The sequence below is a fragment of the Fusobacterium mortiferum ATCC 9817 genome, assembly GCF_000158195.2.
GTDB classification, from domain to species: domain Bacteria; phylum Fusobacteriota; class Fusobacteriia; order Fusobacteriales; family Fusobacteriaceae; genus Fusobacterium_A; species Fusobacterium_A mortiferum.
The window spans coordinates 827,553-849,636 of sequence record NZ_GL987988.1 but is presented as its reverse complement, the minus strand read 5'-3'; the positions used below and the strand labels follow the sequence as shown (position 1 = coordinate 849,636).

At 29.4% G+C, this 22,084-nt stretch carries 16 protein-coding genes; 1 reads left to right on the top strand and 15 read right to left on the bottom strand.

What is annotated here, in order from left to right; all coding sequences use genetic code 11:
- Positions 1-24 precede the first annotated feature (24 nt).
- Positions 25-1,938 carry a DNA helicase RecQ gene (recQ, locus tag FMAG_RS05070; RefSeq protein WP_005884656.1) on the bottom strand — a complete coding sequence of 638 codons (1,914 nt, stop codon included), beginning with the start codon at positions 1,936-1,938 and terminating at the stop codon, positions 25-27.
- A gap of 157 nt (positions 1,939-2,095) precedes the next feature.
- Positions 2,096-4,366: an adenosylcobalamin-dependent ribonucleoside-diphosphate reductase gene (locus tag FMAG_RS05065; RefSeq protein WP_005884653.1), complete on the bottom strand. Its 2,271-nt coding sequence runs from the start codon at positions 4,364-4,366 to the stop codon at positions 2,096-2,098.
- A gap of 379 nt (positions 4,367-4,745) precedes the next feature.
- On the opposite strand from FMAG_RS05065, the gene mnmH reads away from it, so the two are divergent.
- On the top strand, positions 4,746-5,804 hold the full coding sequence (mnmH, locus tag FMAG_RS05060; RefSeq protein WP_005884651.1) for a tRNA 2-selenouridine(34) synthase MnmH: 1,059 nt from the start codon (positions 4,746-4,748) through the stop codon (positions 5,802-5,804).
- A 362-nt stretch (positions 5,805-6,166) separates the two neighbouring features.
- Here the strand turns inward: mnmH and FMAG_RS05055 are convergent, their stop codons facing one another.
- The 13 genes from FMAG_RS05055 to FMAG_RS04995 all read right to left on the bottom strand — a co-directional run bounded on the left by FMAG_RS05055 (position 6,167) and on the right by FMAG_RS04995 (position 22,084).
- Positions 6,167-6,685 carry a transcription repressor NadR gene (locus FMAG_RS05055; RefSeq protein ID WP_005884649.1) on the bottom strand — a complete coding sequence of 173 codons (519 nt, stop codon included), beginning with the start codon at positions 6,683-6,685 and terminating at the stop codon, positions 6,167-6,169.
- Between the two features lie 21 nt (positions 6,686-6,706).
- Positions 6,707-7,561, bottom strand: coding sequence for a carboxylating nicotinate-nucleotide diphosphorylase (gene nadC, locus FMAG_RS05050; RefSeq protein WP_040493624.1), 855 nt, complete (start codon positions 7,559-7,561; stop codon positions 6,707-6,709).
- A complete protein-coding gene (locus FMAG_RS05045; RefSeq protein WP_372460064.1) occupies positions 7,558-8,862 on the bottom strand; it encodes an L-aspartate oxidase in 1,305 nt (434 codons plus the stop codon). Before FMAG_RS05045 ends, nadC begins: the two co-directional genes overlap by 4 nt.
- The gene (gene nadA / locus FMAG_RS05040; protein ID WP_005884647.1) at positions 8,859-9,764 is read right to left on the bottom strand and encodes a quinolinate synthase NadA; all 906 of its coding nucleotides are present in this window, start codon (positions 9,762-9,764) and stop codon (positions 8,859-8,861) included. Before nadA ends, FMAG_RS05045 begins: the two co-directional genes overlap by 4 nt.
- A gap of 197 nt (positions 9,765-9,961) precedes the next feature.
- A complete protein-coding gene (locus FMAG_RS05035) occupies positions 9,962-10,801 on the bottom strand; it encodes a 3-hydroxybutyryl-CoA dehydrogenase (protein WP_005884645.1) in 840 nt (279 codons plus the stop codon).
- Positions 10,802-10,849: 48 nt separating this feature from the next.
- A complete protein-coding gene (locus FMAG_RS05030; RefSeq protein WP_005884644.1) occupies positions 10,850-11,626 on the bottom strand; it encodes an enoyl-CoA hydratase-related protein in 777 nt (258 codons plus the stop codon).
- A 102-nt stretch (positions 11,627-11,728) separates the two neighbouring features.
- Positions 11,729-12,913 (bottom strand): acetyl-CoA C-acetyltransferase, encoded by a 1,185-nt coding sequence (locus tag FMAG_RS05025; RefSeq protein WP_005884643.1) that lies wholly within the window; start codon positions 12,911-12,913, stop codon positions 11,729-11,731.
- Between the two features lie 344 nt (positions 12,914-13,257).
- Positions 13,258-14,736, bottom strand: a complete 1,479-nt coding sequence (locus FMAG_RS05020) for an ABC transporter substrate-binding protein (RefSeq protein ID WP_005884642.1) — start codon at positions 14,734-14,736, stop codon at positions 13,258-13,260.
- Between the two features lie 32 nt (positions 14,737-14,768).
- Positions 14,769-16,292, bottom strand: coding sequence for a hypothetical protein (locus tag FMAG_RS05015; protein ID WP_005884641.1), 1,524 nt, complete (start codon positions 16,290-16,292; stop codon positions 14,769-14,771).
- Positions 16,293-16,307: 15 nt separating this feature from the next.
- Positions 16,308-17,027 carry a diacylglycerol kinase gene (locus tag FMAG_RS05010; RefSeq protein ID WP_261660724.1) on the bottom strand — a complete coding sequence of 240 codons (720 nt, stop codon included), beginning with the start codon at positions 17,025-17,027 and terminating at the stop codon, positions 16,308-16,310.
- Between the two features lie 5 nt (positions 17,028-17,032).
- Positions 17,033-17,482, bottom strand: coding sequence for an rRNA maturation RNase YbeY (gene ybeY / locus FMAG_RS05005; RefSeq protein ID WP_235259794.1), 450 nt, complete (start codon positions 17,480-17,482; stop codon positions 17,033-17,035).
- Positions 17,483-17,540: 58 nt separating this feature from the next.
- The gene (locus FMAG_RS05000; protein ID WP_005884638.1) at positions 17,541-19,613 is read right to left on the bottom strand and encodes an HD family phosphohydrolase; all 2,073 of its coding nucleotides are present in this window, start codon (positions 19,611-19,613) and stop codon (positions 17,541-17,543) included.
- Positions 19,613-22,084 carry an ATP-dependent DNA helicase gene (locus FMAG_RS04995; protein ID WP_005884636.1) on the bottom strand — a complete coding sequence of 824 codons (2,472 nt, stop codon included), beginning with the start codon at positions 22,082-22,084 and terminating at the stop codon, positions 19,613-19,615. Before FMAG_RS04995 ends, FMAG_RS05000 begins: the two co-directional genes overlap by 1 nt.

Here is a 22,084-nt window from a genome sequence, read left to right as displayed (position 1 = left end):
CAATCTCCCCTAATATATTTTATCCTATATTATTAAAGTTTCATAGAGGATATCCTTTAATTTTTCACTATCTATATTTAATCCTAATCTTTTTTTCAATTTTTCTATTCTCTCATCCTCTAACCATTCATATTTAGTATCCTCTTTTTCTAATCTAGCTATATCCTCATCACTGTATCTATTTATTACTCTTAAAAAATCTTCCCCATAATTTTTAAACTTCTGATTTCCAACTCCACGTATTTTAAGCATCTCCCATCTATTTTTAGGTTTGTACTCTGCCATTTCAAGTAGTGTCATATCAGAAAATACTATGTATGGAGCTACATCTTCTCTCTTTGCTATCTCACTTCTTAGCTGATTAAGTTCCTCAAATAGTGAATCTTCAAAGTAATCAAAGCTAATCTTCTCATCTACTCTTCTAAATACTGAGATTTCATTTTTTAAAACTCTTCTAGACTTATCATTAAATCTAAGTACAGGAAAACTTCCAGCACTTTGCTCAAAATATCCTTCAGAGATTAAAAAATTTACAAACTCCTCTATCCAATTTATCTCTTTATCACTCATAATACCAAAGGTAGAAAGTTTATTAAACTCCTTTCTATCCATCTTAGTATCACTTCTTCCATAGAGAATATTTACAAGGGTAGATATCCCAATACTCTCCTTTGCCCTTCCTATACAGGAAATTACTTTCTGAGCTTCTATTGTCAAATCCTCTATATTTTTGAGGGTTTTACAATTTCCACACTTACCACAATAGTTTTTTATTCTCTTATCTCCAAAATATTTAAGAATATACTCTCTATAACAACTTTCTAAATAAGCATACTCTACCATAGCATCAAGCTTTTTCATCTTTTCTCTCTTTAAATCATCACTTGTTTCTTCGTTGCTGTCTATTAAAAAAGTTTGTGTACTTACATCCTCTTCATAAAACATAAGAATAGCTTCTGCTGGTGCTCCATCTCTTCCAGCACGTCCAGCCTCTTGATAATAACTTTCCATATCCTTAGGAATATTTCTATGTATTACAAATCTTACATTGGATTTATCTATTCCCATTCCAAAAGCATTAGTTGCGACCATTATCTGTATCTCATCTTTTATAAATCTCTCTTGATTTTCACGTCTTTCGTCTTCTGTAAGTCCTGCATGGTATTTTCCTACACTTATATCTCTAAGTTTTAAATAAGCATAGAGGTTATCTACCTCTTTTCTAGTTGAGGCGTAAATTATTCCAGATTTTTTTTGAGCTTTTTTCAGATAATCAACTATATAAGCTTCAGCTACTACATTTCTTACTACCTTAAAAAATATATTCTCTCTATCAAAGCCATGAACATAAACAAATGGATCATGTAGTGTAAGTTTATCCTCTATATCTTTTCTTACCTCTTTTGTTGCTGTAGCTGTCAAAGCTAATATTTGCACTCTCTGCCCTATTTTTTGCATAAATGTAGGTATCTCTAAATAACTTTTTCTAAAGTCATGCCCCCATTGTGATATGCAGTGTGCCTCATCTACAGCTATCATAGAAATTTTAAATCTCTTTATAAACTCTACAAATTTTTCATTAGCCAACCTCTCTGGAGCTACATATACTATCTTAGCTTCTCCACTTTTTAATTTTTTTACACTTACCAAATACTCTTCCTTTGAAAGTGTAGAGTTTATATAGATGCTCTTTACTCCTAAGAGCCTTAAACTATCTACTTGATCTTTCATAAGAGAGATCAGTGGAGAGATTACAATAGTTATTCCCTTAAAAAGAAGAGCTGGTACTTGATAACAGATAGATTTTCCTCCACCTGTACTCATTACTCCCAGTGTATCCCTTCCTTTCAAAACTGAATCTACTATTATTTTTTGTCCTCTTCTAAAATCATCATATCCATATATCTCTTTTAATAGTCTTCTTGCTTCCTTTATCATCATTTATCCTCTAATTTGTAAAAAAGGAACTGTCAAAAACTCTTGCTCTAACAGTTCCTCTTATTTTATAATTCTATTTTTATTATTTTCTCTATAATTAAAATATAGAGAAACTCTCTTTTTACATTATTATAGCATTTTCAAGCTCTAATGTAAACTATTCACATTTAGAATATCCACAATTTCTACAAGTATAGCATCCTCCTGTTATCTCTAATTCTACACCACATTCTGGACATATAGTTTTTCTTTTTTCTGATTCTGCTACTAACTCTTTTTCTTTTCTTTCCTCTTCATCTATTTTTTGTATAGCCTCACTATGTCTACTTAACCCCATATTTTTTTCAAATTTTTTTAAAACATTTAAAATAGCAGATGGACAAGTACTTCCTTGGCTTACATCTAAATTTTTACTTCTAGCTACAGCAAAAGATGTGCAACCACTTACACCATCTATTGCATCTTCAAGCATAAATAGATTTCCACCAAGTCTTAAAATTCCAGACATATAAATAGCTACAGCTTGAATATTTTTCTCACATCCTCCTGTACCACTTCTGATTACATATAAATCTTGAATCGCTCTCTCTCTAGGAGAATATCCTATCATAACTTTTAATTTCCCACAACCTATTCTCATCTTATGAGGATAGTATATAGTATCTGGTGCTATTGGTTTTAATTCTCCTCTTGCTATTGTTTCCATTTTCTCTTTTAAAGCTTGCTCAGGATTTTTTTCCTCTTTTTTCTCTACAGTAAGTATTCCCTCTCTATCACAACCAGCACGATAGATAGTCATACCTTTAAGCCCATTTTTCCATCCCTCTATATATAGATGTTCTACTTCTTCCACAGAAACTTTATTAACTAGATTTATTGTAGATGAGATACTTGCATCTATTCTTTTTTGCCACACACCTTGCATCTTTATTCTATCATATGGATTTAAATTTTGAGCTGTTACAAAATAATCAGGTAATTCATCCTCTTCAGTAAGATTATTATCCTCCATATATTTTTTTGCAATAGGAATAAATACTTTATAATAAACATCTTCACCATGTAAGCTCTCTGTTTTTCTAGTAAAAGAGAAAGCAAAATTAGGCTCTATTCCTGTACTTATCTCAAGCATAGTTCCTATAGACCCAGTAGGAGCAATAGTTAAAAGTTGAGAGTTTCTTAATCCATATTCTTTTATTAATTCCATTGTTTCAGTACTTGCATTTTCTAATAAAAATGGAGATTGTAAAATTTTTTCCTCTTTATATCTTGGAAAAGCTCCATACTCTTTAGCTAGTAATGCACTAGCACTCAAAGCTGTATCTATTATTGTTCTTGCTACCTTATCACAAAACTCCAATGATTCAGGAGCACCATATTTAAGTCCTAATTTAATAAGTAAATCTCCTACTCCCAATACTCCAAGTCCTATCTGTCTCCAATCTCTTACAGATTCTCTCTGCTCTTCTAATGGATGTAATGGTAATCCTTCATCTAATACATCATTTAAAGCTTTTACTGATTTTACTACTGCTGATTTTAATTTTTCAAAATCAAAACCATTTTCTCCTACAAAACTAGGCAAGATAAGAGAACCTAAAAGACAACTTCCTCCTGCTGGTAGTGGCTCTTCTGCACAAGGATTTGTTCCAGCATACTCAAACTCTTCATCTTCACTAAGTAGATTCCAATTAGAAATTCTATCCCAAAATAGTATTCCTGGCTCGGCAAATCTCCAGTTTTGTATAGCTAATTCCTTAAAAAGTTTCTTAGCATCTATACTCTTTTTTATTATCTCTCCAGTATCTTCTACTTTAAAAACTGTTTCATAATTTCTATCCTCTATAACAGCTTTCATAAAATTTTCATCTACTCTTACTGAAATATTAGCTTTTTGAACCTTATTTAAATCCGATTTTACTTTTATAAACTCCTCTACATCTGGATGATTTACATCTATAGAAATCATCAAGGCTCCTCTTCTTCCCTTCTGCCCAATTATATCAGTTGTCATATTATATAAATTCATAAAAGATATTGAACCAGTAGTATATTTAGCTGAGTTATTTACCTCTGCTCCCTTTGGACGAAGTTTAGAAATATCTACTCCACATCCTCCTCCATAAGAGTATGTTCTAGCAAGTTTTTTAGCAGTATCAAATATTGACTCTAAATTATCCTCAGGTGGAGTAACTACATAACAGTTACTATAAGTTATCTTTCTTCCAAGTTTAGCTAGCCCTCTATTTGATAATATACGTCCAGCAAAAATAAATTCCTTATTTATAATCATCTCTTTTAACTCTTTATCTCCACCAGATACTCTATTAAGCCAAGCTTCAAAAGTTTCACCATCATATTTATATTTTTTTTCCCAGATATCCAATCCTAGTTTATTATCTTTACCAAGCCATTCCCTTATCTCCATTATTTTCCCTCTCCTGTTTTAAGTTACTATATCCATTATATCACTTTCTTTAATTTTTTACACTCTATTCTACTAAATATTGTGTTTCATCTTTTTTACTTTACCTATATATAGTATAAATTTGACTTTTTATATTTTTTATACCTCATCACATTTTTCACTCTTTCCTTACACTTTTTATTCTTATTTTAAATAGTATTTCTAATTTTTTACATAGATGTTTATATTTCCATTTCTTCTAAATTTATTTTCTATACTCACAAATTTTTTCTCATAAATTTTTTTTATAATCATTAATATAATATTTTAAATATTCAAATATTTTCTTATTTACGATATAATATATGGTAAATTGCTATTTATAATAAGGAGAAAAAAGATGAATATAATAAGTTTTGAAGATTTTTTAAAAGAAGAAAATGCTATATTAATAGATGTAAGAACACCAAAAGAATTTTTACTAGAAAAAATCCCTAATTCTGTTAATATTCCAGTGCTTCTTGATGAAGAGAGAGTTGCTGTTGGGACTACATATGTTCAACGTTCAAAGGAATCAGCTAAAAAAATGGGAATAGAATTTATTTCTAAAAGATTACCTGAGATATTTGAGCAAGTACAAGAACTCTCTAAAAAATATTCTAAACTTGTTTTTATGTGTGCTAGAGGAGGAATGAGAAGTTCATCTATTACATCTCTTTTTGGTAGTCTAGGATATAAGGTAGCAAAACTAGAAGGAGGATATAAAGCATATAGAGATTTTATCTTAAATAATCTTCCTATAGAAAACGAAAAATTTAAATATATTGTTATCCATGGTAGAACTGGTGTTGGAAAGACAAAAATTTTAAATAAAATGATTGAGCTTGGAGTTTCTGTAATGGACTTAGAAAAAATGGCAGCTCACAAAGGTTCTTTTTTCGGAGCTTTAGGAGAAGAACTCCCACAAAATCAAAAGAGATTTGATGGAGAGGTTTTTGAATTTTTAAGAACTTGTAAAACAAAATATATTGTTGTTGAAAGCGAAAGTAAAAGAATAGGAAATCTTTATGTACCTGAATCTGTTTATACATCTATGACTAATGGTAGACATCTATTTATAGATACTTCTATTTCAAATAGACTTGATATTTTATTAGAAGATTATACAAAAGTTTCTCCTCAAGAGATAGAAGAGTGTATTATGAAAGTAGCTCGTTATGTTTCTAAAGAAAAAACAAATACTTATTTAAATTTATTACATGAGGGAAAACTTAAGGAACTTGGAGAACTTTTAATTGTTCAATATTATGATCCACTTTATGAAGTAAGTATTGATAGACATGAGTTTGATTTATCTATTAAATACGAAGATATGGATAAATGTGCTAAAGAGTTAAGTGAATATTTTTTCAAATTAGAAAATGAAGAGAGTGACTACTCAGCCAATAAATTAATTTAAGAAAACTCAAAAAATTGTGTAATTTATGAAAAGAAGTTAGATTAACTCAGCAAAATCCAATTCTAAAAAACACAACTGTTTGAACGAAGTGAGTTTTCCAATAGTAGAGGAGTGTAAACGACTACTACTATTGAGACGCAGAAATTTATTTTCTGTGTTACATTAAGGAAACACTGAAAACTTTACTTTCTGTGTCTCAAAATTCTTAGAGAGCTAAAAGCTCTTAGAATTTTGAAAGCTATAGTTAATCAACTTCTTGGAATATAAAACAATTCTTAGTTTTCTTTTTAAATAAGAAATAGATGAGTAGTTACCTTTTTCAATTTTCTTATTTTATTTTCTAATTACTAGCTACTTTTCTCCTACCTCTCTTCTTTCTCATATAAGATATCTTTATTTCTCAATTCATTTTCAATCAAATCTAAAATTTCTTCATTTTCAGCTTCAACAGTATGATAATGAATATCAGAAGTTAAATTTTTTAGTGGTAATACATTTCCTGAATTTAATTTTTTTATAAAATCCGACACTTTCTTTCTTGAATTAATATTTAATTCAGCTTTAATATCTCCATAGACATCATGTTTCACAAATACATCTAAAACTACTCCACCAAAATCTACAATAGAATTTAACTCTTCCGCCATTTTATCATCTTTATGTGAAACACAAAAAATTCTAATATATTTTTTAGGTTCCTCACAAAGATATCCTCTAGTAGTAGAATATATATTATACTCCTCCGCTCTCAATAAAGCTATATCTTGTACCACTATCTGTCTACTAACTCCACATAATTTTGCCAACTCAGTTCCTGATATAGGAACAGTTGATTTTTTTATAATTTCTAAAATTTTTTTACGTCTCTCTCTACCTGTCAAATTTTTCCCTCACAATCTTTACTATTTTAATATTTGAAGATGTTTTAAAGAAAAATCTAAAATAGGTGCTGAGTGAGTCAATGCCCCACTTGAAATATAATCTACCCCTGTATCTTTTATTTTTTCTATACTTTCCTTAGATATATTTCCAGAACATTCAGTTTCAGCTCTTCCAGCTATAAGTTTCACAGCTGTTCTCATAAGCTCAGGACTCATATTATCTAACATTATAATATCTACTCCAGCTTCTAAAGCCTCAGCTACCATATCTAAATTCTCTACCTCAACTTCAATCTTTCTCACAAAAGGAGCATACTCTTTAGCTAATTTTATAGCTTTTGTAATACTTCCAGCTGCATCAATATGATTATCTTTTATTAAAATTCCATCAGAAAGATTATATCTATGGTTATATCCCCCACCTATTTTAACAGAATATTTATCAAAGATACGCATATTTGGTGTCGTTTTTCTAGTATCCAAAAGTTTGATATTACTCCCTTTTAATAATTCTACCATATTATTAGTATAAGTTGCAATACCACTCATATGTTGTAAATAATTAAGAGCTGTTCTCTCTCCAGTAAGAATAGCTCGTACATCTCCATAAATCTCCCCTATTAGTTCCTTATTTTTAATTTTTTCTCCATCTTTCTTTTGAATAGAAAATTTTATATTCTCATCTAATAGTTGAAAAACTCTTTTGAATACCTCTATTCCTGCTAAAATTCCATCTTCTTTACATATCAGCTGAACCTTACCCTCTCTTTTTTCACTTATAATAGAATTAGTTGTGATATCTTCATTAGATACATCCTCTCTCAAAGCCATCAAAATTAAATTATCTACATTTATCTTATCAGTTATTAAATTCATTGTACTTTCTCCTTTAGTATTTTATCTTTTTCAATCTCCTCTAAAATACTTGCTTTATAGTCATCAAAAATATTCCCAGCATTAATTAAATTTGAATTAAAAAATTTCAAATCTGGATTTGGGATACTCTCAATTTTTCTATTTATATCCAAAGCTGCTCTTTTTGAAAAAACTAGACTTTCTAGTAAAGAATTACTAGCTAATCTATTTGCTCCATGTACTCCATTACAGCTAGTTTCCCCAACAGCATAAAGATTTTCAAGTGAAGTAGAGCTATTTAAATCCACTTCAATTCCTCCCATAAAATAGTGTTGAGCTGGAACAACAGGAATACACTCTTTCGTTGGGTCATACCCCTCCTCATTACATCTTTTTATAATATTAGGAAACCTTTTAGTTATATCTATCCCCTTTACAATTATCGGTCTCATATCCAACCAAACAAAGTCACTCCCATCTTTTTTTATCTCCTCTAATATAGCTTTAGTTACTACATCTCTAGGTTGTAACTCATCTGTAAACCTTTGAAATTTTTTGTTATATAGTAGTGCTCCCTCTCCTCTTACTGATTCCGAAATTAAAAATCTTCTTCCTGTTTTTTCAGAATACAGTGTTGTTGGATGAATTTGGATATAACTCAAATCTTTTAAATTAATATGATGTTTAATTGCTATCCCTAAAGAATCTCCTGTTATATGAGGAAAATTAGTTGAATTTTTAAAAATTCCTCCTATACCACCAGTTGCTAAAATAACACATTTAGAATATACAGTTCCTATCCCATTTTTCCCATCATCTAAAACCACACCAATACATCTATTATTATTCTCTATTATATCTATAACTCTAATATTTTCAAGAAGTGTTATATTTTTTCTCCTTTTAACTTCAGTTAATAACTTACTTGTTATTTCTTGACCAGTTATATCTTTATGATACAATATTCTAGATTTGGAGTGAGCTCCCTCACGAGTATAAAGTAATTCTCCATTTTCCTTATTAAACTCCACATGGTAATCAATTAATTCATCTATCACTTCATTAGAGGAATTTATCATAACTTCAACAGCCTCTTTTTTATTTTGATAGTGACCAGCTCTCAAAGTATCTTCTAAAAAACTATTGAAATCATCTTTATTTTTTAAAACGCATATCCCTCCCTGTGCTAGATAGGAGTCACTCTCCTCTGCTCTTTCTTTCGTCACTATTAAAACATCTAAGTAACTATCTAAATGTAACGCTGAAAAACATCCAGCTGCCCCCGTTCCAACAACAATAACATCAAATTTTTTCATAACTATCTCCCTAATACCAACATTTTTTCTAGAGGTTTTTTAGCTCTTTCAGCTACTTCTAAATCTAAAATAATCTCATTTTCTTCTGTTTCTAAAACTTGAATTATCTTATCTAAAGTTATTTTTTTCATATCCAAGCACTCCATTTTATTTTTAGGAGAGTAGAAATTTTTATTAGGATTTTTATTTTTCAACTCATATAGAATACCAATCTCTGTACAAATTATAAAATCTTGATTTTTACTTTTTGATACAAAATCTATTATTCCAGATGTGCTTCCAATATAGTCAGCTAACTCTAAAATTTCTTGGCTACATTCTGGATGTACCATAACAAGAGCTTGAGGATACTTTTCTTTTAATTCAATTATATCTTTTACCTCTACCCTATCATGTATAGGACAATATCCATCATTTATAATTATATTTTTCTTTGGGACTTTACTTGCAACAAAGTTTCCTAAATGCTTATCTGGAATAAAAAATATATTTCTATTAGGTAATTTTTTTACTATATCAACAGCATTAGCAGAAGTAACACAGACATCACTTAATGCTTTTAATTGAACAGTAGAATTTACATAACATACAACACTCAAATCTTCATATTTCTTTCTCATTTCATTTATACTTTTAAGAGTTGCCATATGAGCCATTGGACAATCTGCAGATTTATCTGGTATTATAACTTTTTTATTTGGATTTAATAATTTTACACTTTCTCCCATAAAATATACTCCACACATAACAATTACCTGTTCTTTTAACTCTTTTGCCTTCTTACTTAAAAAATAGGAATCTCCTATATAATCTGCTATTTTTTGAATTTCATCTTCAGTATAATAGTGTGCTAAGATAACAGCCTTCTTTTTCTTTTTTAAATCTTTAATTAATTCTATTTTATTCATAACTCCCCCTAACAAGAATATTCATTAGTATTACAATTGTCTTGTCAATGAAAAGTATAACATATTTAAAATAACTTAGCAAGTATCTAAAAATAAATTTTAATCAAATTAACATAAAGCAAAAAAGTTCATAATGTAAAAAGCCAAAGAGAATTAATTCTCTTTGGCTTTTCATATTATGGTCATGGTCAAAAATACTATTTATTATAGTTGAAGAATCCTTCTCCAGTTTTTCTTCCAAGTTTTCCTCCTCTAACCATTTTTCTTAATAATGGATGAGGTCTATATTTAGAATCTCCAAATTCATTGTAAAGAACTTCCATAATAGCTAGACATACATCTAGTCCTATTAAGTCTCCTAAAGCTAATGGTCCCATTGGATGGTTAGCTCCAAGTTTCATAGCATTGTCTATTCCTTCTGCTGAAGCTACTCCATCAGCTAAGATTCCAACTGCTTCGTTTATCATAGGGATTAATACTCTGTTTACAACAAATCCTGCTGCTTCTTCTACTTGTACAGGTACTTTTCCTATTTCTTCAGATATTTTTTTGATAGTTTCTACTATTTCAACTGGAGTATTTAATCCAGCTATTACTTCTACAAGTTTCATAACTGGTACTGGGTTGAAGAAGTGCATTCCTATTACAGGTCTATTTAATCCAGCTCCTATTTCAGTTATTGATAAAGAAGATGTATTTGTAGCAAATATTGCTTCTGGTTTACAAATTCCATCTAATTCTTTAAAAGTTTGTTTTTTAACTTCCATATTTTCTAGAGCTGCTTCTATTACTAAATCACAGTCTGCACAAATTTCTTTTGTTCCAGTAGTTATTTTTGCTAATACAGCATCTACAGTAGCTTGATCCATTTTTCCTTTTGCTACCATTTTTTCAAATCCTTTAGCTATTTTAGCTTTTCCTCTAGCTGCAAATTCCTCATTTATATCACAAAGTAATACTTCGTATCCTTCTGTTTGTGCAAATGTTTGTGCTATACCAGAACCCATAGTTCCTGCACCAATTACTCCTACTTTCATGTTATGCCTCCTAATTTTTATACTTTATAGTAAATTTAAGAAATATTTTTATCTATTTTTGAATCCTTCAACTTTTCTTTTTTCTAAGAAAGCTTGCATTCCTTCTCTTTGGTCTTCAGTTTCAAAACAACTTCCAAAAAGTTTTTCCTCTAATACAATAGCTTGATCCATATCTAAATCTAAACCTTCATTTATAGCTTGTTTACAAGCTCTAACTGCTATTGGAGCATTTTTAGCTATTTTAGCTGCTAATTTTTTAGCTGCTGGTAATAACTCTTCTAATGGATATACAGAATTAACTAATCCTAATCTGTATGCTTCATCAGCTTTGATATTTACAGCTCCATATATTATCTCTTTAACTTTTCCAACTGGAATTAAACGAGCTAATCTTTGAGTCCCTCCAAATCCTGGAGTAATTCCTAAACCTACTTCTGGTTGTCCGAATATTGCTGTATCAGAACAAAGTCTAATATCACAGCTCATTGCTATTTCACAACCTCCACCTAATGCAAAGCCATTTACAGCTGCTATTACTGGAATAGGGAAAGTTTCTATTTTTCTAAATACATCGTTTCCTATTTTTCCAAAAGCCTCTCCTTCAGCTTTTGTAAGAGTACTCATCTCTGCTATGTCAGCACCAGCAACAAATGATTTTTCTCCAGCTCCTGTAAGAACTAGAGCTCTTGTATTTTCTAAATCTACTGCATCTAAAGTAGCATTTAACTCTTTTAGTACTTCACTATTTAAAGCATTTAAAGCTTTTGGACGATTTATAGTTATTACTCCTACAAATCCTTCTTGCTCATATGTAATAAAGTTCATTATGAACCCTCCTTATTAGATTAGTTATATAAGTTAAGAGCAGATTTTCTGCTCTTAACAATATATAGATTAAGATAAGTGAGTTGACATTAAATTATATAATTAGTCTTCTCTCTTAACGATAGCAGAACATCCCATTCCACCACCGATACAAAGAGTTGCTAATCCAGTTTTTGCATTACGTTTTTGCATTTCATGTAATAGAGTTACTAGAATACGGCATCCTGATGCTCCTACTGGGTGTCCAAGAGCAATAGCTCCTCCATTTACATTTAGTTTTGTTAAATCAAATCCTAAGTCTCTTCCTACTGCAATTGATTGAGCAGCAAAAGCTTCATTTGCTTCTATTAAATCAAAATCTTTTATTTCCATTCCTGTTCTTTCAAGAACTCTTCTTGTTGATTCTACTGGTCCAATTCCCATGATAGATGGTTCTACTCCTCCTAATGCTCCATCTACCCAAGTAGCCATTGGTTTTACTCCTAATTCTTTAGCTTTTTCTTCAGACATAACTATGATTGCAGCAGCTCCATCGTTGATACTTGAAGCATTTCCTGCTGTTACCATTCCATCTTTTTTGAATGCTGGTTTTAATTTTCCAATTCCTTCAGCAGTAGTTCCTGGTCTAGGTCCTTCATCTGTATCTACAATGATATCTCCTTTTTTACCTTTGATTACTACTGGAACAATTTCATCTTTGAATTTTCCTTCTTCTTGAGCTTTTACTGCTTTTTGTTGGCTATCAGCAGCAAATTTATCTAACTCTTCACGAGTTAATCCCCATTGATCACAAATATTTTCAGCTGTAATTCCCATGTGGTAGTTGTTAAATGCATCCCATAGAGCATCATTTACCATAGCGTCTACTAATTCTGCATTTCCTAAACGATATCCATAACGTCCTTTTCTTAATAAATATGGAGCTGAAGACATATTTTCAGTTCCTCCTGCTACTACGATATCAGCTTGTCCTGATTGAATCATTGCAGCAGCCATATTTACTGTATGTAATCCTGAACCACAAACTACGTTTAGAGTAACTGCTGGAGTTTTGATTGATAATCCTGCTTTTAATGAAGCTTGACGGGCAACGTTTTGTCCTAATCCTGCTTGTATTACACATCCAAATAGTACTTGGTCAACTTTTTCAGCTGGGATTCCTGCTCTATTTAAAGCTTCTTTAATAACTACTGCTCCTAACTCTGCTGCTGGAACGTTACTTAAAGCTCCTCCCATTGAACCTATTGCTGTACGACATGCACCTGCTAAAACTACTTTTTTTGCCATAACCTTATCCTCCATTCAATTTAATTTAAATTTAAGGTCCCCTAACAACCTTTATTAAATTCACTTATAATTAGATATTATCATATTGTGATTTTAATTGCAATATATTATTTTATTTTTTTATTTATGGACTGTTTTTCATAAAAAAATGGTAATTTTTTAAACTTAACATTTTTTCATACTCTATTTTTATATTTTTAAAATTTGTAAATATTGAATTATATCCGAATAATTACAAAATAAACAATACAAATTATTATCTTATTTTTTTATTTTGTAATATAACAAAAAGCTTTTTCTTTGAGTTTATTTTTTGCTCAAGAAAAAGCTTTTTATTAAATAAATTATTTTCTTTCTATTTTTGAAAGTATATGATTTCCATTCGGTTTAAATACAAATCCTTCAATATTTCTTTGTAAGCCTATGGTATAATTTTTATATGCAATAGGTAAAAGAGGAACTTCATCATAGATAATTTTTTGAACATCTTGGTAGTATTTTTCTCTTTCTTTCAAGTCTGAAATTTCTCTAGCTCTGTCTAATAAATTATCAACTTGAGAATTTTCATAAAAACTTCTATTTCCCACTGGACCTACAGACTTAGAGTGAAGTAAAGGATAGTATCCATAATCTGCATCCCCTGTACTCACATACCAAAGTCCTATCAAAATATCGTGCTCCCCCATACCTGTATATTGTAAAAATGTAGATACCTCAGCCACTATTATCTCTACATCTATTCCTATTTCTTTTAAATTAGCTTGTATTATCTGAGCCATTTGTTGTCTTGATGGTTCATCATATATCCAAAGTTTTAATGATAAATTTTTTACTCCTGCTTCTTTTAATAACTCTTTTGCTTTTTGAGGATTATACTCTCTCTTCTCTCCATCTCTATCATATCCAAAAACACTAGGAGTCAATATAGAATTGGGAATCTCTCCAAAACCTTCATATACAGTTTTTATTATAGAATTTTTATCAATAGCATATTCTATAGCTTGTCTTATTTTTTTATCTTTAATTTTTCTAGTATTGATAGTTAAAAAATCACTTCCTAGTGATATACTATTTATTACCTTTAAATTAGGATTTTTTTCTATTCCTTTTATATCATTTGCTGAAATATCGTAAGCTATATCTATCTCTTTTGTTTCAAGAGCAATTAATCTATTTGAACTTTCTGGAATAGTTTGAAATATTATCTCTTTAATCTTTGGAGTTTTTTCATAGTATTTATCAAAACTTTCTAAACTAATTCTTTCACTTAAACTCCAATCTTTTATTTTATATGCTCCTGTTCCAATCAAATCTATATCACTATCTGTTTTAATCTCTTTTACTATTGCAGTTGATGAATGTGCTAAATTATGAATCAAAATAGATGGAGAGTTTTTTTGAACAATTTTTAATCTATATTTATCTAATACCTCAATTTTTTCTATTGATTCCACTAAAATTCTAGAAACTGGGATATCTAAATTTCTTTCCAAACTTTTTTTCACATCTTCAGATGTTAATTCATTCCCATCGTGAAAAAAGATACCTTTTCTTAACTGAAGAATTATAGAATTATCTTCCTCTATCTCATAACTTTCCACTAACTCTAATATAATTTCTCCATTTTCTCCAAGAGAAAATAGGTTATTATAAATTTGCTTAGTAACTGCAAGAGTTGAACTATCAGTATTTTTCTGTGGATCAAAAGAACGTGGTTTATTAGCTAAAGCTACCTTTAAAACTTCATCTTTTTTTGTCTCTATATTCCTATCTCCACCACAAGCTGTAAAAATTAACAAAAGTATTCCTAATAGGTATTTCACTTTTTATTTCCTCCCCTAATCTTATATCTATTCTATTCAGAAAATATAAAAATATCAAAAATATCTAAATTTTTATAAGGACTTGGCAATTTCTTCTTTACTTTTTCCCATAAAATATTAAACTCTATTTTTTCCATCTCTCTTATTTGATTTATCATCTGTTTTCTATACAACATATTTACACCACTGCTACTCAAGCCACTGATTATATCTTTTTTTATCTCTTCAAAATTAGTTTCATCAATGGTTACTAATGAGTAATAATTTGCTAATAATCTTTTCTCTAAACAATACTCCATAGTAAAAAGCTTCCTTAAAGAGCTTGCCATAAAATCTAGACTTAGATCCATAGCAAAATTTCCCTTATTCTCTCCATAAGTTACTATAAATGGCAGAAAAACATCTTCAAAATGATGATCTTGAATAGATTTAGTAAAAATCTTAAAATTATTAAAAAAAGAGCTTTTTACACTGTTACGTTTTGAAAAATTTTCATCTACCAAATATGAAGCTCCTAAATGTTTAAATAATGAAAAAGTCAGATCTTGAGAGTGACCAAAGTTAAAAATGTATTCTTCATACACCTTATTATTCCTAACTCTCTCTATAAATCCTTGTGCCTTTTCTAAAAGTTCTCCCATATTAGTCAGTTGAAATATTTTATCGAAGAAATGTTGTTTAAGTATTAAACTTTTTCTTCTAGGTAAAGGTAATTTCATCATACATTTTTCTAAATTTGTTGTCTTTAATAACTGTTTAATAAAACTTTCATCTATATCAAAAAAGACAGTATCATATTTATCTACTAAAGTTGTTCTTGTATCTTTTATAGCTTTTATTTTTTTTAATTCTTTAGATAAAAATTCTAAATATGGTTGTTTAAATGGTAAAAATATATTTCTCTCTTCTACTGTTAAATCAGTTTGCTCTTTTAATATTTTTTCTAAATCAATATAGTCTAATACTGACACTATTCCATCTCTATTTATTCCAACTGCATTCCAAGTATAAGTATAAGGAATAGTTTGAGAATTTTTATCCACAGATAGAGCAACATATTGTGCTATTCCTCCACCTAAAGAGTGCCCTGTTAAACTTATATTTTTAGGCAAGATTTTATGCTTATTTACTAAATTATAATATACCTCTACTCCTTCATAAAATTGAAGTGGTATCTTTCCTAAACCAATAGCCAAATCTGTTTCTATAAAATCTTTGTATGCATCTTCCAGTGGAAATTTTTCACTTCCTCTATATGCTATTACAAACTCCCCATTTTTTTCAAATACAACAGAATAAAATCCTGATGCATTTTTTCCTAGTATATGAGCTGTTCTATTATCTATATGATATATTTTCCATTCTCCCAATACATCTCCAAAATAATCTAAAAATAACTTCCTATTTTGAGGCAATAAAACATCAAAGGTTCCTGTTATAATATGGGTATTTTTAGTAGCTTCAAATATCTCTTTAAGCGTCTTTTTACACTCGTTTTCACTAAAGTTACAATAGGATAAAACACTTAAAAGTATATATTCTCTCACTGTAATCATCTTTTCTATCCTCCATTACAACTCCACTAAAACTAATATCAAATAAGTTATTGCCCAACCTAAAAAAGCCCCTACCATAGTTTCAAAAAATGTATGTATCTTCCCTTCAATTCTAGAATGAATAACAAGTATTGTTAAAATAAGTGTTAAAAAAAATATTTTAGGGTTATCAGTTAAAGAGGTAATTAAAGTTAAGATAGAAGTTGCTAGAGCACTATGTCCACTTGGAAATCCACCTCTTAAAGCTGTCCCTTTTCCTGTTATAGCTTTTATACAAATAACCGTTATCAAAATTAAAATAAAAATTGAAAGTACTGTATGTTGATATGAAGTTTTTAAAACGGAAAAAATATCTCTCATATTTAAAATTATCTTCTTCTCAAAAACTATATATCCTACAAAAAGAGCGTTGAGAGCAGTTATCAAAACTGCTCCTGCTGCTATATCTTTAGCTCTTTTTGCCAAAGGATGATATTTTTCTGTAACCATATCCACACAACTTTCAATAGCTGTATTGAAAAGCTCAGCTACCCATATAAGAGATACACTTACAATTACAGCTAAAGCTTCATATTTTCCAATATCTAAAAATAGTGATAAAATAAATATTACTATTGTACAAAAACAATGAAATTTCATATGCTTCTCTGTACGAATAGTTTCAAATATTCCTTCAAAAGCTACATTAAATTTTTCTGTAACTCCAATATTTTTCCATTTATTTCTCTCTTTCACAACTATCACATCTCTCTAGTGTAACCAAAACTTCCTAATATCTCCTCTTCCTTAGCACGCATCTCTTTTTTATCTTCCTCTTCTATGTGATCATATCCTAATAGATGTAAAATTCCATGGGTTAATACATAAAATAGTTCTCTCTTGTCAGAGTGATTGTACTCTTTTGCTTGCTCTACTACTCTTTCTAAAGAGATTACTATATCTCCAAGTGTATCATATGGTCCTATATCAAAATCCTCCGTTTCATGATAAGCAAATGATATTACATCAGTAGGTTGATCCTTATCTCTATACTCTCTATTTATCACTTGTATCTCATCATTTCCTGTAAATAGTAAAGACATATATACAGGAGCTTCACTCTCATACTCTTTCTCTAATACTTTTTGTACATACTCCCTTATCTCTTCTTCATTAACTAAATCATCAAATCCTTCTATTTCTAATGACATCTCTAATACTAAATCCATTTTCCTTTATACAACAACTTTTTGCTGCATATCCTCCTTCTTATTTTTGTCCTGGGTATTTTATTCTTACATGATGAATACTTACCAAAGTTTTTACAAAAGTTTTTATTATAATCTCTATCTCTTTAAAAGTTAGGTCAGCTTCTGATAGTTGATTATCTTCTATTTTTCCATTAATTATCTTTCTTATCATATTTTCCATAGCCATTGGAGATTTTTCATCTAATGACCTTATAGCTGCCTCTATTGAATCTGCTAACATAATAATAGCTGATTCCTTTGTTTTAGGTTTTGGTCCACTATATCTAAACTCTTCTTTTTCAACATTTGGGTCTATTTTCTTAGCAGCATTATAGAAATAAGCTAAAAATGTTGTTCCTTGGTGCTCATACATAATATCTCTTATCTCTTTAGGTATCTGATACTCTTTTGCCATCTCAGCTCCATCTTTTGTATGAGATGTGATTATCAAGGTACTCATAAAAGGAGATATTTTATTATGAGGATTCTCTCCATTTTGCTGATTTTCTACATAAAATTTAGGACGTTTTGTTTTTCCAAGGTCATGATAGTATGAAGCTACCCTACAAAATACAGCATTAGCCCCTATAGAAGTAGCTGCATTTTCTGAAAGAGTTGCTACCATTACAGAGTGTTGGAAAGTTCCAGGTGCTTCTACTGAAATTTTCTTAAGCAAAGGATGAGATAAATCTCCTAGCTCTAATAATTTAAATATTGTTAATATATTAAATGTTTTTTCAAAGTATGGTAAAAATGCTATTGTCAACATTCCTGAAATAAGTCCAGATAGCAGTATTGCTCCTGAAGTTATTGCTGTTGTAAAACTTCCTATCTCAGAAAAATATGAAAATAGTAGATAAATTACAACTTTCAATACTGAAAGCTGTACTCCTGCAGCAATTATTCCAGAACGAGTAGTTATCTTAGAAACTATTTGAGCTGCAAAAGCAATAGCTATAAAATACATTGTAAAAAACTTCAAGTCATAATTCAGTATTGGCATCAAGAAAAATAACATAAATGAAAACAGTGATGTGGCATAATTTTTCCCTACTAATAGTATCAATAGGAAAAAAGCTGTATCAGCTGGTATCAAATACATCAAATCATTGTTGAAAACTCTAAAAGCAAGCAAAGTCCCAGCAACTATTAAAAGCGATGACCTATAATAATTTTTATTTAGAATTTTTTTCCTATAATTATTAAAGAACAATATATAGAAAAGTGATGAAACAATTCCTAAATATATTACATTTGCAAAAATTAAAGCAAAACTTTTCTTATAAGAAAAAACTCCACAAGCCTCTAAAATTTTTATTCTTCTCTCATTTAAAATCTCTCCTGTTTTTCCTATCAATGTACCAGCCTTTATCTCTATATACTGGTCTTTTATTTGAGAAACTTTTTCTTGAATATTTTTTTTAGTCTTTAACTCATCATAAACATAGTTTGGAGAGGTAAATATATCTGCTATTTCTTTTTCTAAAGTACTTAACTTATTATACTGTTTCTGACTTTTTTCTTTATAAAAAACACCATTTTTTTCCTTTATTATTCCCTCATTATAAGCCTCTACTAAAAACTCCCTCACTCTTCCTTGTAAATTTTTCAGTTGAGAAGTTTTTAAAGCTAATAACTCTTGAATAATTGTATTTGGAATTTTTTTATTGGTATTTCTCTCTATTGTATTGTATTCTAAATCCTCTATATGATTATTTTTACTTGCATAGATACTATTAAAAAATTCATCATAGTACTCTAAATAAACTTTTTCAGCATCAGCTGAATATATATACTCTTTCCCTGATTCCCTTATCATCTCTTCAATTATTTTTTCTTTTGCACTCTGATCTTTAAAAATAATTGTATTAGGAGCATATATATCACTTCGTACTATATCTCCTACCTTGTAGTTATTTTGATTGGAGATAAGAGATATCTTTGATGAAAAAGCTACTATGAACATTATTAAAATAATATATATCAACTTTTCTCTTAAAGAATAATCACTAGAATAGATATTTTCATCACTATATTTATTTCTCTTTATTTCAAACTGAAGTTTCAAACCAAAGAGATTTATAGTTTTCATTATTTTCCTCCTTTCACACTCTTAGAGATATCTTTTAATATCTCACTTTTACTTAAAATATTTATATTCTTAGTAGGTATGGAGTCCATAAAATATTTTCCATATTTTTTTGTAATAACTCTATTATCTAATATAGTTATTGTTCCTGAATCTGTCTTACTTCTAATAAGTCTTCCTATTCCCTGCTTAAATTTAATAACTGCCTCTGGAATTTGATATTCAGTAAAAGAGTTTTTTCCTTGAGCAGTTATATGCTCAATTATTGCCTCTGTAACTGGGTCACTAGGAACTTTGAAAGGTAGCTTTATTAAGATTACATTACTTAATTGATGCCCCTTAATATCTACTCCTTCCCAGAAAGAGTCTGTTCCAAATAATACAGGATTTTTTCCATTGATATACATATTTACAAGTTGACTACGAGGAGCCATTCCGTGAATAAATAACTCTATCCCATTAGCTTCTAACTCATCTCTTATCATATAGTATACATAATTTAATGTTTGATAAGATGTAAAAAGTACAAAGGCTTTTCCTCTTGATACTATCAGCTGAGTTTTTAAATATTCTGAAATCTCATCTATAAAATTTTTATCTGATGGATTTGGAATATCATTTGGTATATATACTTTCATCTGATTATCATAATCAAATGGAGAGTGTATTACCTTGTCTAAAGTATTTTTATCTAAACCAATTGACTCTTTAAAATATGTAAAATCATTTCCTATTGCTATTGTAGCTGAAGTAAAAATTATCTGATTTAAATTTAGATAAAGATTCTTTTGCAACTCTCCATCTATTTTTAAAGGTGTTGCTACTAGTTTTGAATTACTTTTTCTGCTATTTACCTCTATCCAATAGATAAACTCCTCATCTGAAAAATCGTGTATAAATCTAAAATTATTTATAAATCCATCTATCCTATCAATATATTTTGAAAAATCATTGATATACCCAGCCCTATCCTCTTCATCTTTTAACTCTTTTATTAGCTCTCTTACTTTTCTATTATAGGAATTATACTCGCTTAAAAATTTATCCTTAAAATCATTTAGAGTATTTAAAAATGGAGAGTTTTCTATCTCCTCTTTTCTAGCACGGAAAGTAAATGTTCCCATCTCTCCCTTAGAAAACACTTCAATAATATGGTTGAAATACTCTCTTCCTGCTATATAAAGAGATTTATGTTTAAGTTTTATCTCCTCTATCTCTCTTTCTAAAATTCCGTGATTATCTAATTCTTCACTCTTTATATGTTTTAAAACAGAATCTAAGGCTCCTGTATTTTTTTTCTTCCCCTCTGTTATAAAAATCTGGTTCATAGTTTTTGTAAAGCTATATTTAGAAGCTTCATAAGAAAAATAATCCCTAGCTACCTTTTCTATATTGTGAGCCTCATCAAAAACTACTAATCCATATTCTGGTAGAATAGAGTATTCTGTATTAAATCCTATCTCTTTTCTAATAGCCAAATCTGAGAAATACATATGATGATTTGTTATTAGAATATCAGCTTTCTTTTTCTCATCTCTTGATTTTAAAAAGAAACACTCATTTTTATATGGACACTTATTTCCAGAACACATATCTGTCTCACTTTGAAATAACTCCCATATAGTATTATCAGCTTCAAATGTAAGTTCAGCCTTATCTCCAGTTTCTGTTTGATTACCCCATTTTATAATCTCAGCAAACTGATTTTTTTGAGAAGTAGTAAGATCTTCTAAAAGAGATTTATCTCCCATAACTACATTATGATATTTTCTATTACAGAGATAGTTCCCTCTTCCTTTTACAAGAATATATTTAAAATCTCCCTGTATAACTCTTTTTGCTATTGGAATATCTTTATTTAAAAGTTGCTCCTGTAAATTTATAGTATTAGTAGAGATTACAACTCTTTTCTTATTTTTTATTGCCCACTCAATACTTGGAATAAGATAAGCTAATGTTTTTCCTGTTCCTGTCCCTGCTTCTACTATTACAGGAGTTTCACTATTCAATCCTTTTTCTATATGAGTTGCCATATGAAGTTGTTCATCTCTATATTCAAAACCTTTAAAAGCTTGTGATAATAATCCTGTCTTTTCAAAATATGGGGCTATATCTATTTTTATATTCTCATCTTTAAAAAGTTCCACTATTATCCATATATCAGTCAAATCATTATTGACTATATATGAAGCTCCATCCATTCTATTGGAATAGATAGAAGCGACTTCTACATCAGCATCAGAAGGGTATAATATCCCTGAAGGGTGGTTGTGAATTATTACCTCTCCCTTTCTCATAGCTTTTAAAATAGCTGGAACTGAATACTCATTTCCTCTAGCTAGAACCTGTACCTGTGTAACTACTCCGTTTTCATCTGGAATACCTCTAAAAAAAACTTCATTTCCTTGAGCTTTTTTTATCTCTTCACACATAATTTCTCTAGCTTCTAAAGAGATTTTCTCCTTTATATCCAT

What these genes read in the sequence shown, in the direction of transcription:
- recQ (WP_005884656.1), bottom strand. Translation starts at nt 1,938, where the DNA reads ATGATAAAGGAAGCAAGAAGACTATTAAAAGAGATATATGGATATGAT.
- FMAG_RS05065 (WP_005884653.1), bottom strand. Translation starts at nt 4,366, where the DNA reads ATGGAGATAAGGGAATGGCTTGGTAAAGATAATAAACTAGGATTGGAT.
- mnmH (WP_005884651.1), top strand. Translation starts at nt 4,746, where the DNA reads ATGAATATAATAAGTTTTGAAGATTTTTTAAAAGAAGAAAATGCTATA.
- nadC (WP_040493624.1), bottom strand. Translation starts at nt 7,561, where the DNA reads ATGAATTTAATAACTGATAAGATAAATGTAGATAATTTAATTTTGATG.
- nadA (WP_005884647.1), bottom strand. Translation starts at nt 9,764, where the DNA reads ATGAATAAAATAGAATTAATTAAAGATTTAAAAAAGAAAAAGAAGGCT.
- FMAG_RS05035 (WP_005884645.1), bottom strand. Translation starts at nt 10,801, where the DNA reads ATGAAAGTAGGAGTAATTGGTGCAGGAACTATGGGTTCTGGTATAGCA.
- FMAG_RS05030 (WP_005884644.1), bottom strand. Translation starts at nt 11,626, where the DNA reads ATGAACTTTATTACATATGAGCAAGAAGGATTTGTAGGAGTAATAACT.
- FMAG_RS05025 (WP_005884643.1), bottom strand. Translation starts at nt 12,913, where the DNA reads ATGGCAAAAAAAGTAGTTTTAGCAGGTGCATGTCGTACAGCAATAGGT.
- FMAG_RS05015 (WP_005884641.1), bottom strand. Translation starts at nt 16,292, where the DNA reads ATGATTACAGTGAGAGAATATATACTTTTAAGTGTTTTATCCTATTGT.
- ybeY (WP_235259794.1), bottom strand. Translation starts at nt 17,482, where the DNA reads ATGTCATTAGAAATAGAAGGATTTGATGATTTAGTTAATGAAGAAGAG.
- FMAG_RS05000 (WP_005884638.1), bottom strand. Translation starts at nt 19,613, where the DNA reads ATGAAAACTATAAATCTCTTTGGTTTGAAACTTCAGTTTGAAATAAAG.
- FMAG_RS04995 (WP_005884636.1), bottom strand. Translation starts at nt 22,084, where the DNA reads ATGGATATAAAGGAGAAAATCTCTTTAGAAGCTAGAGAAATTATGTGT.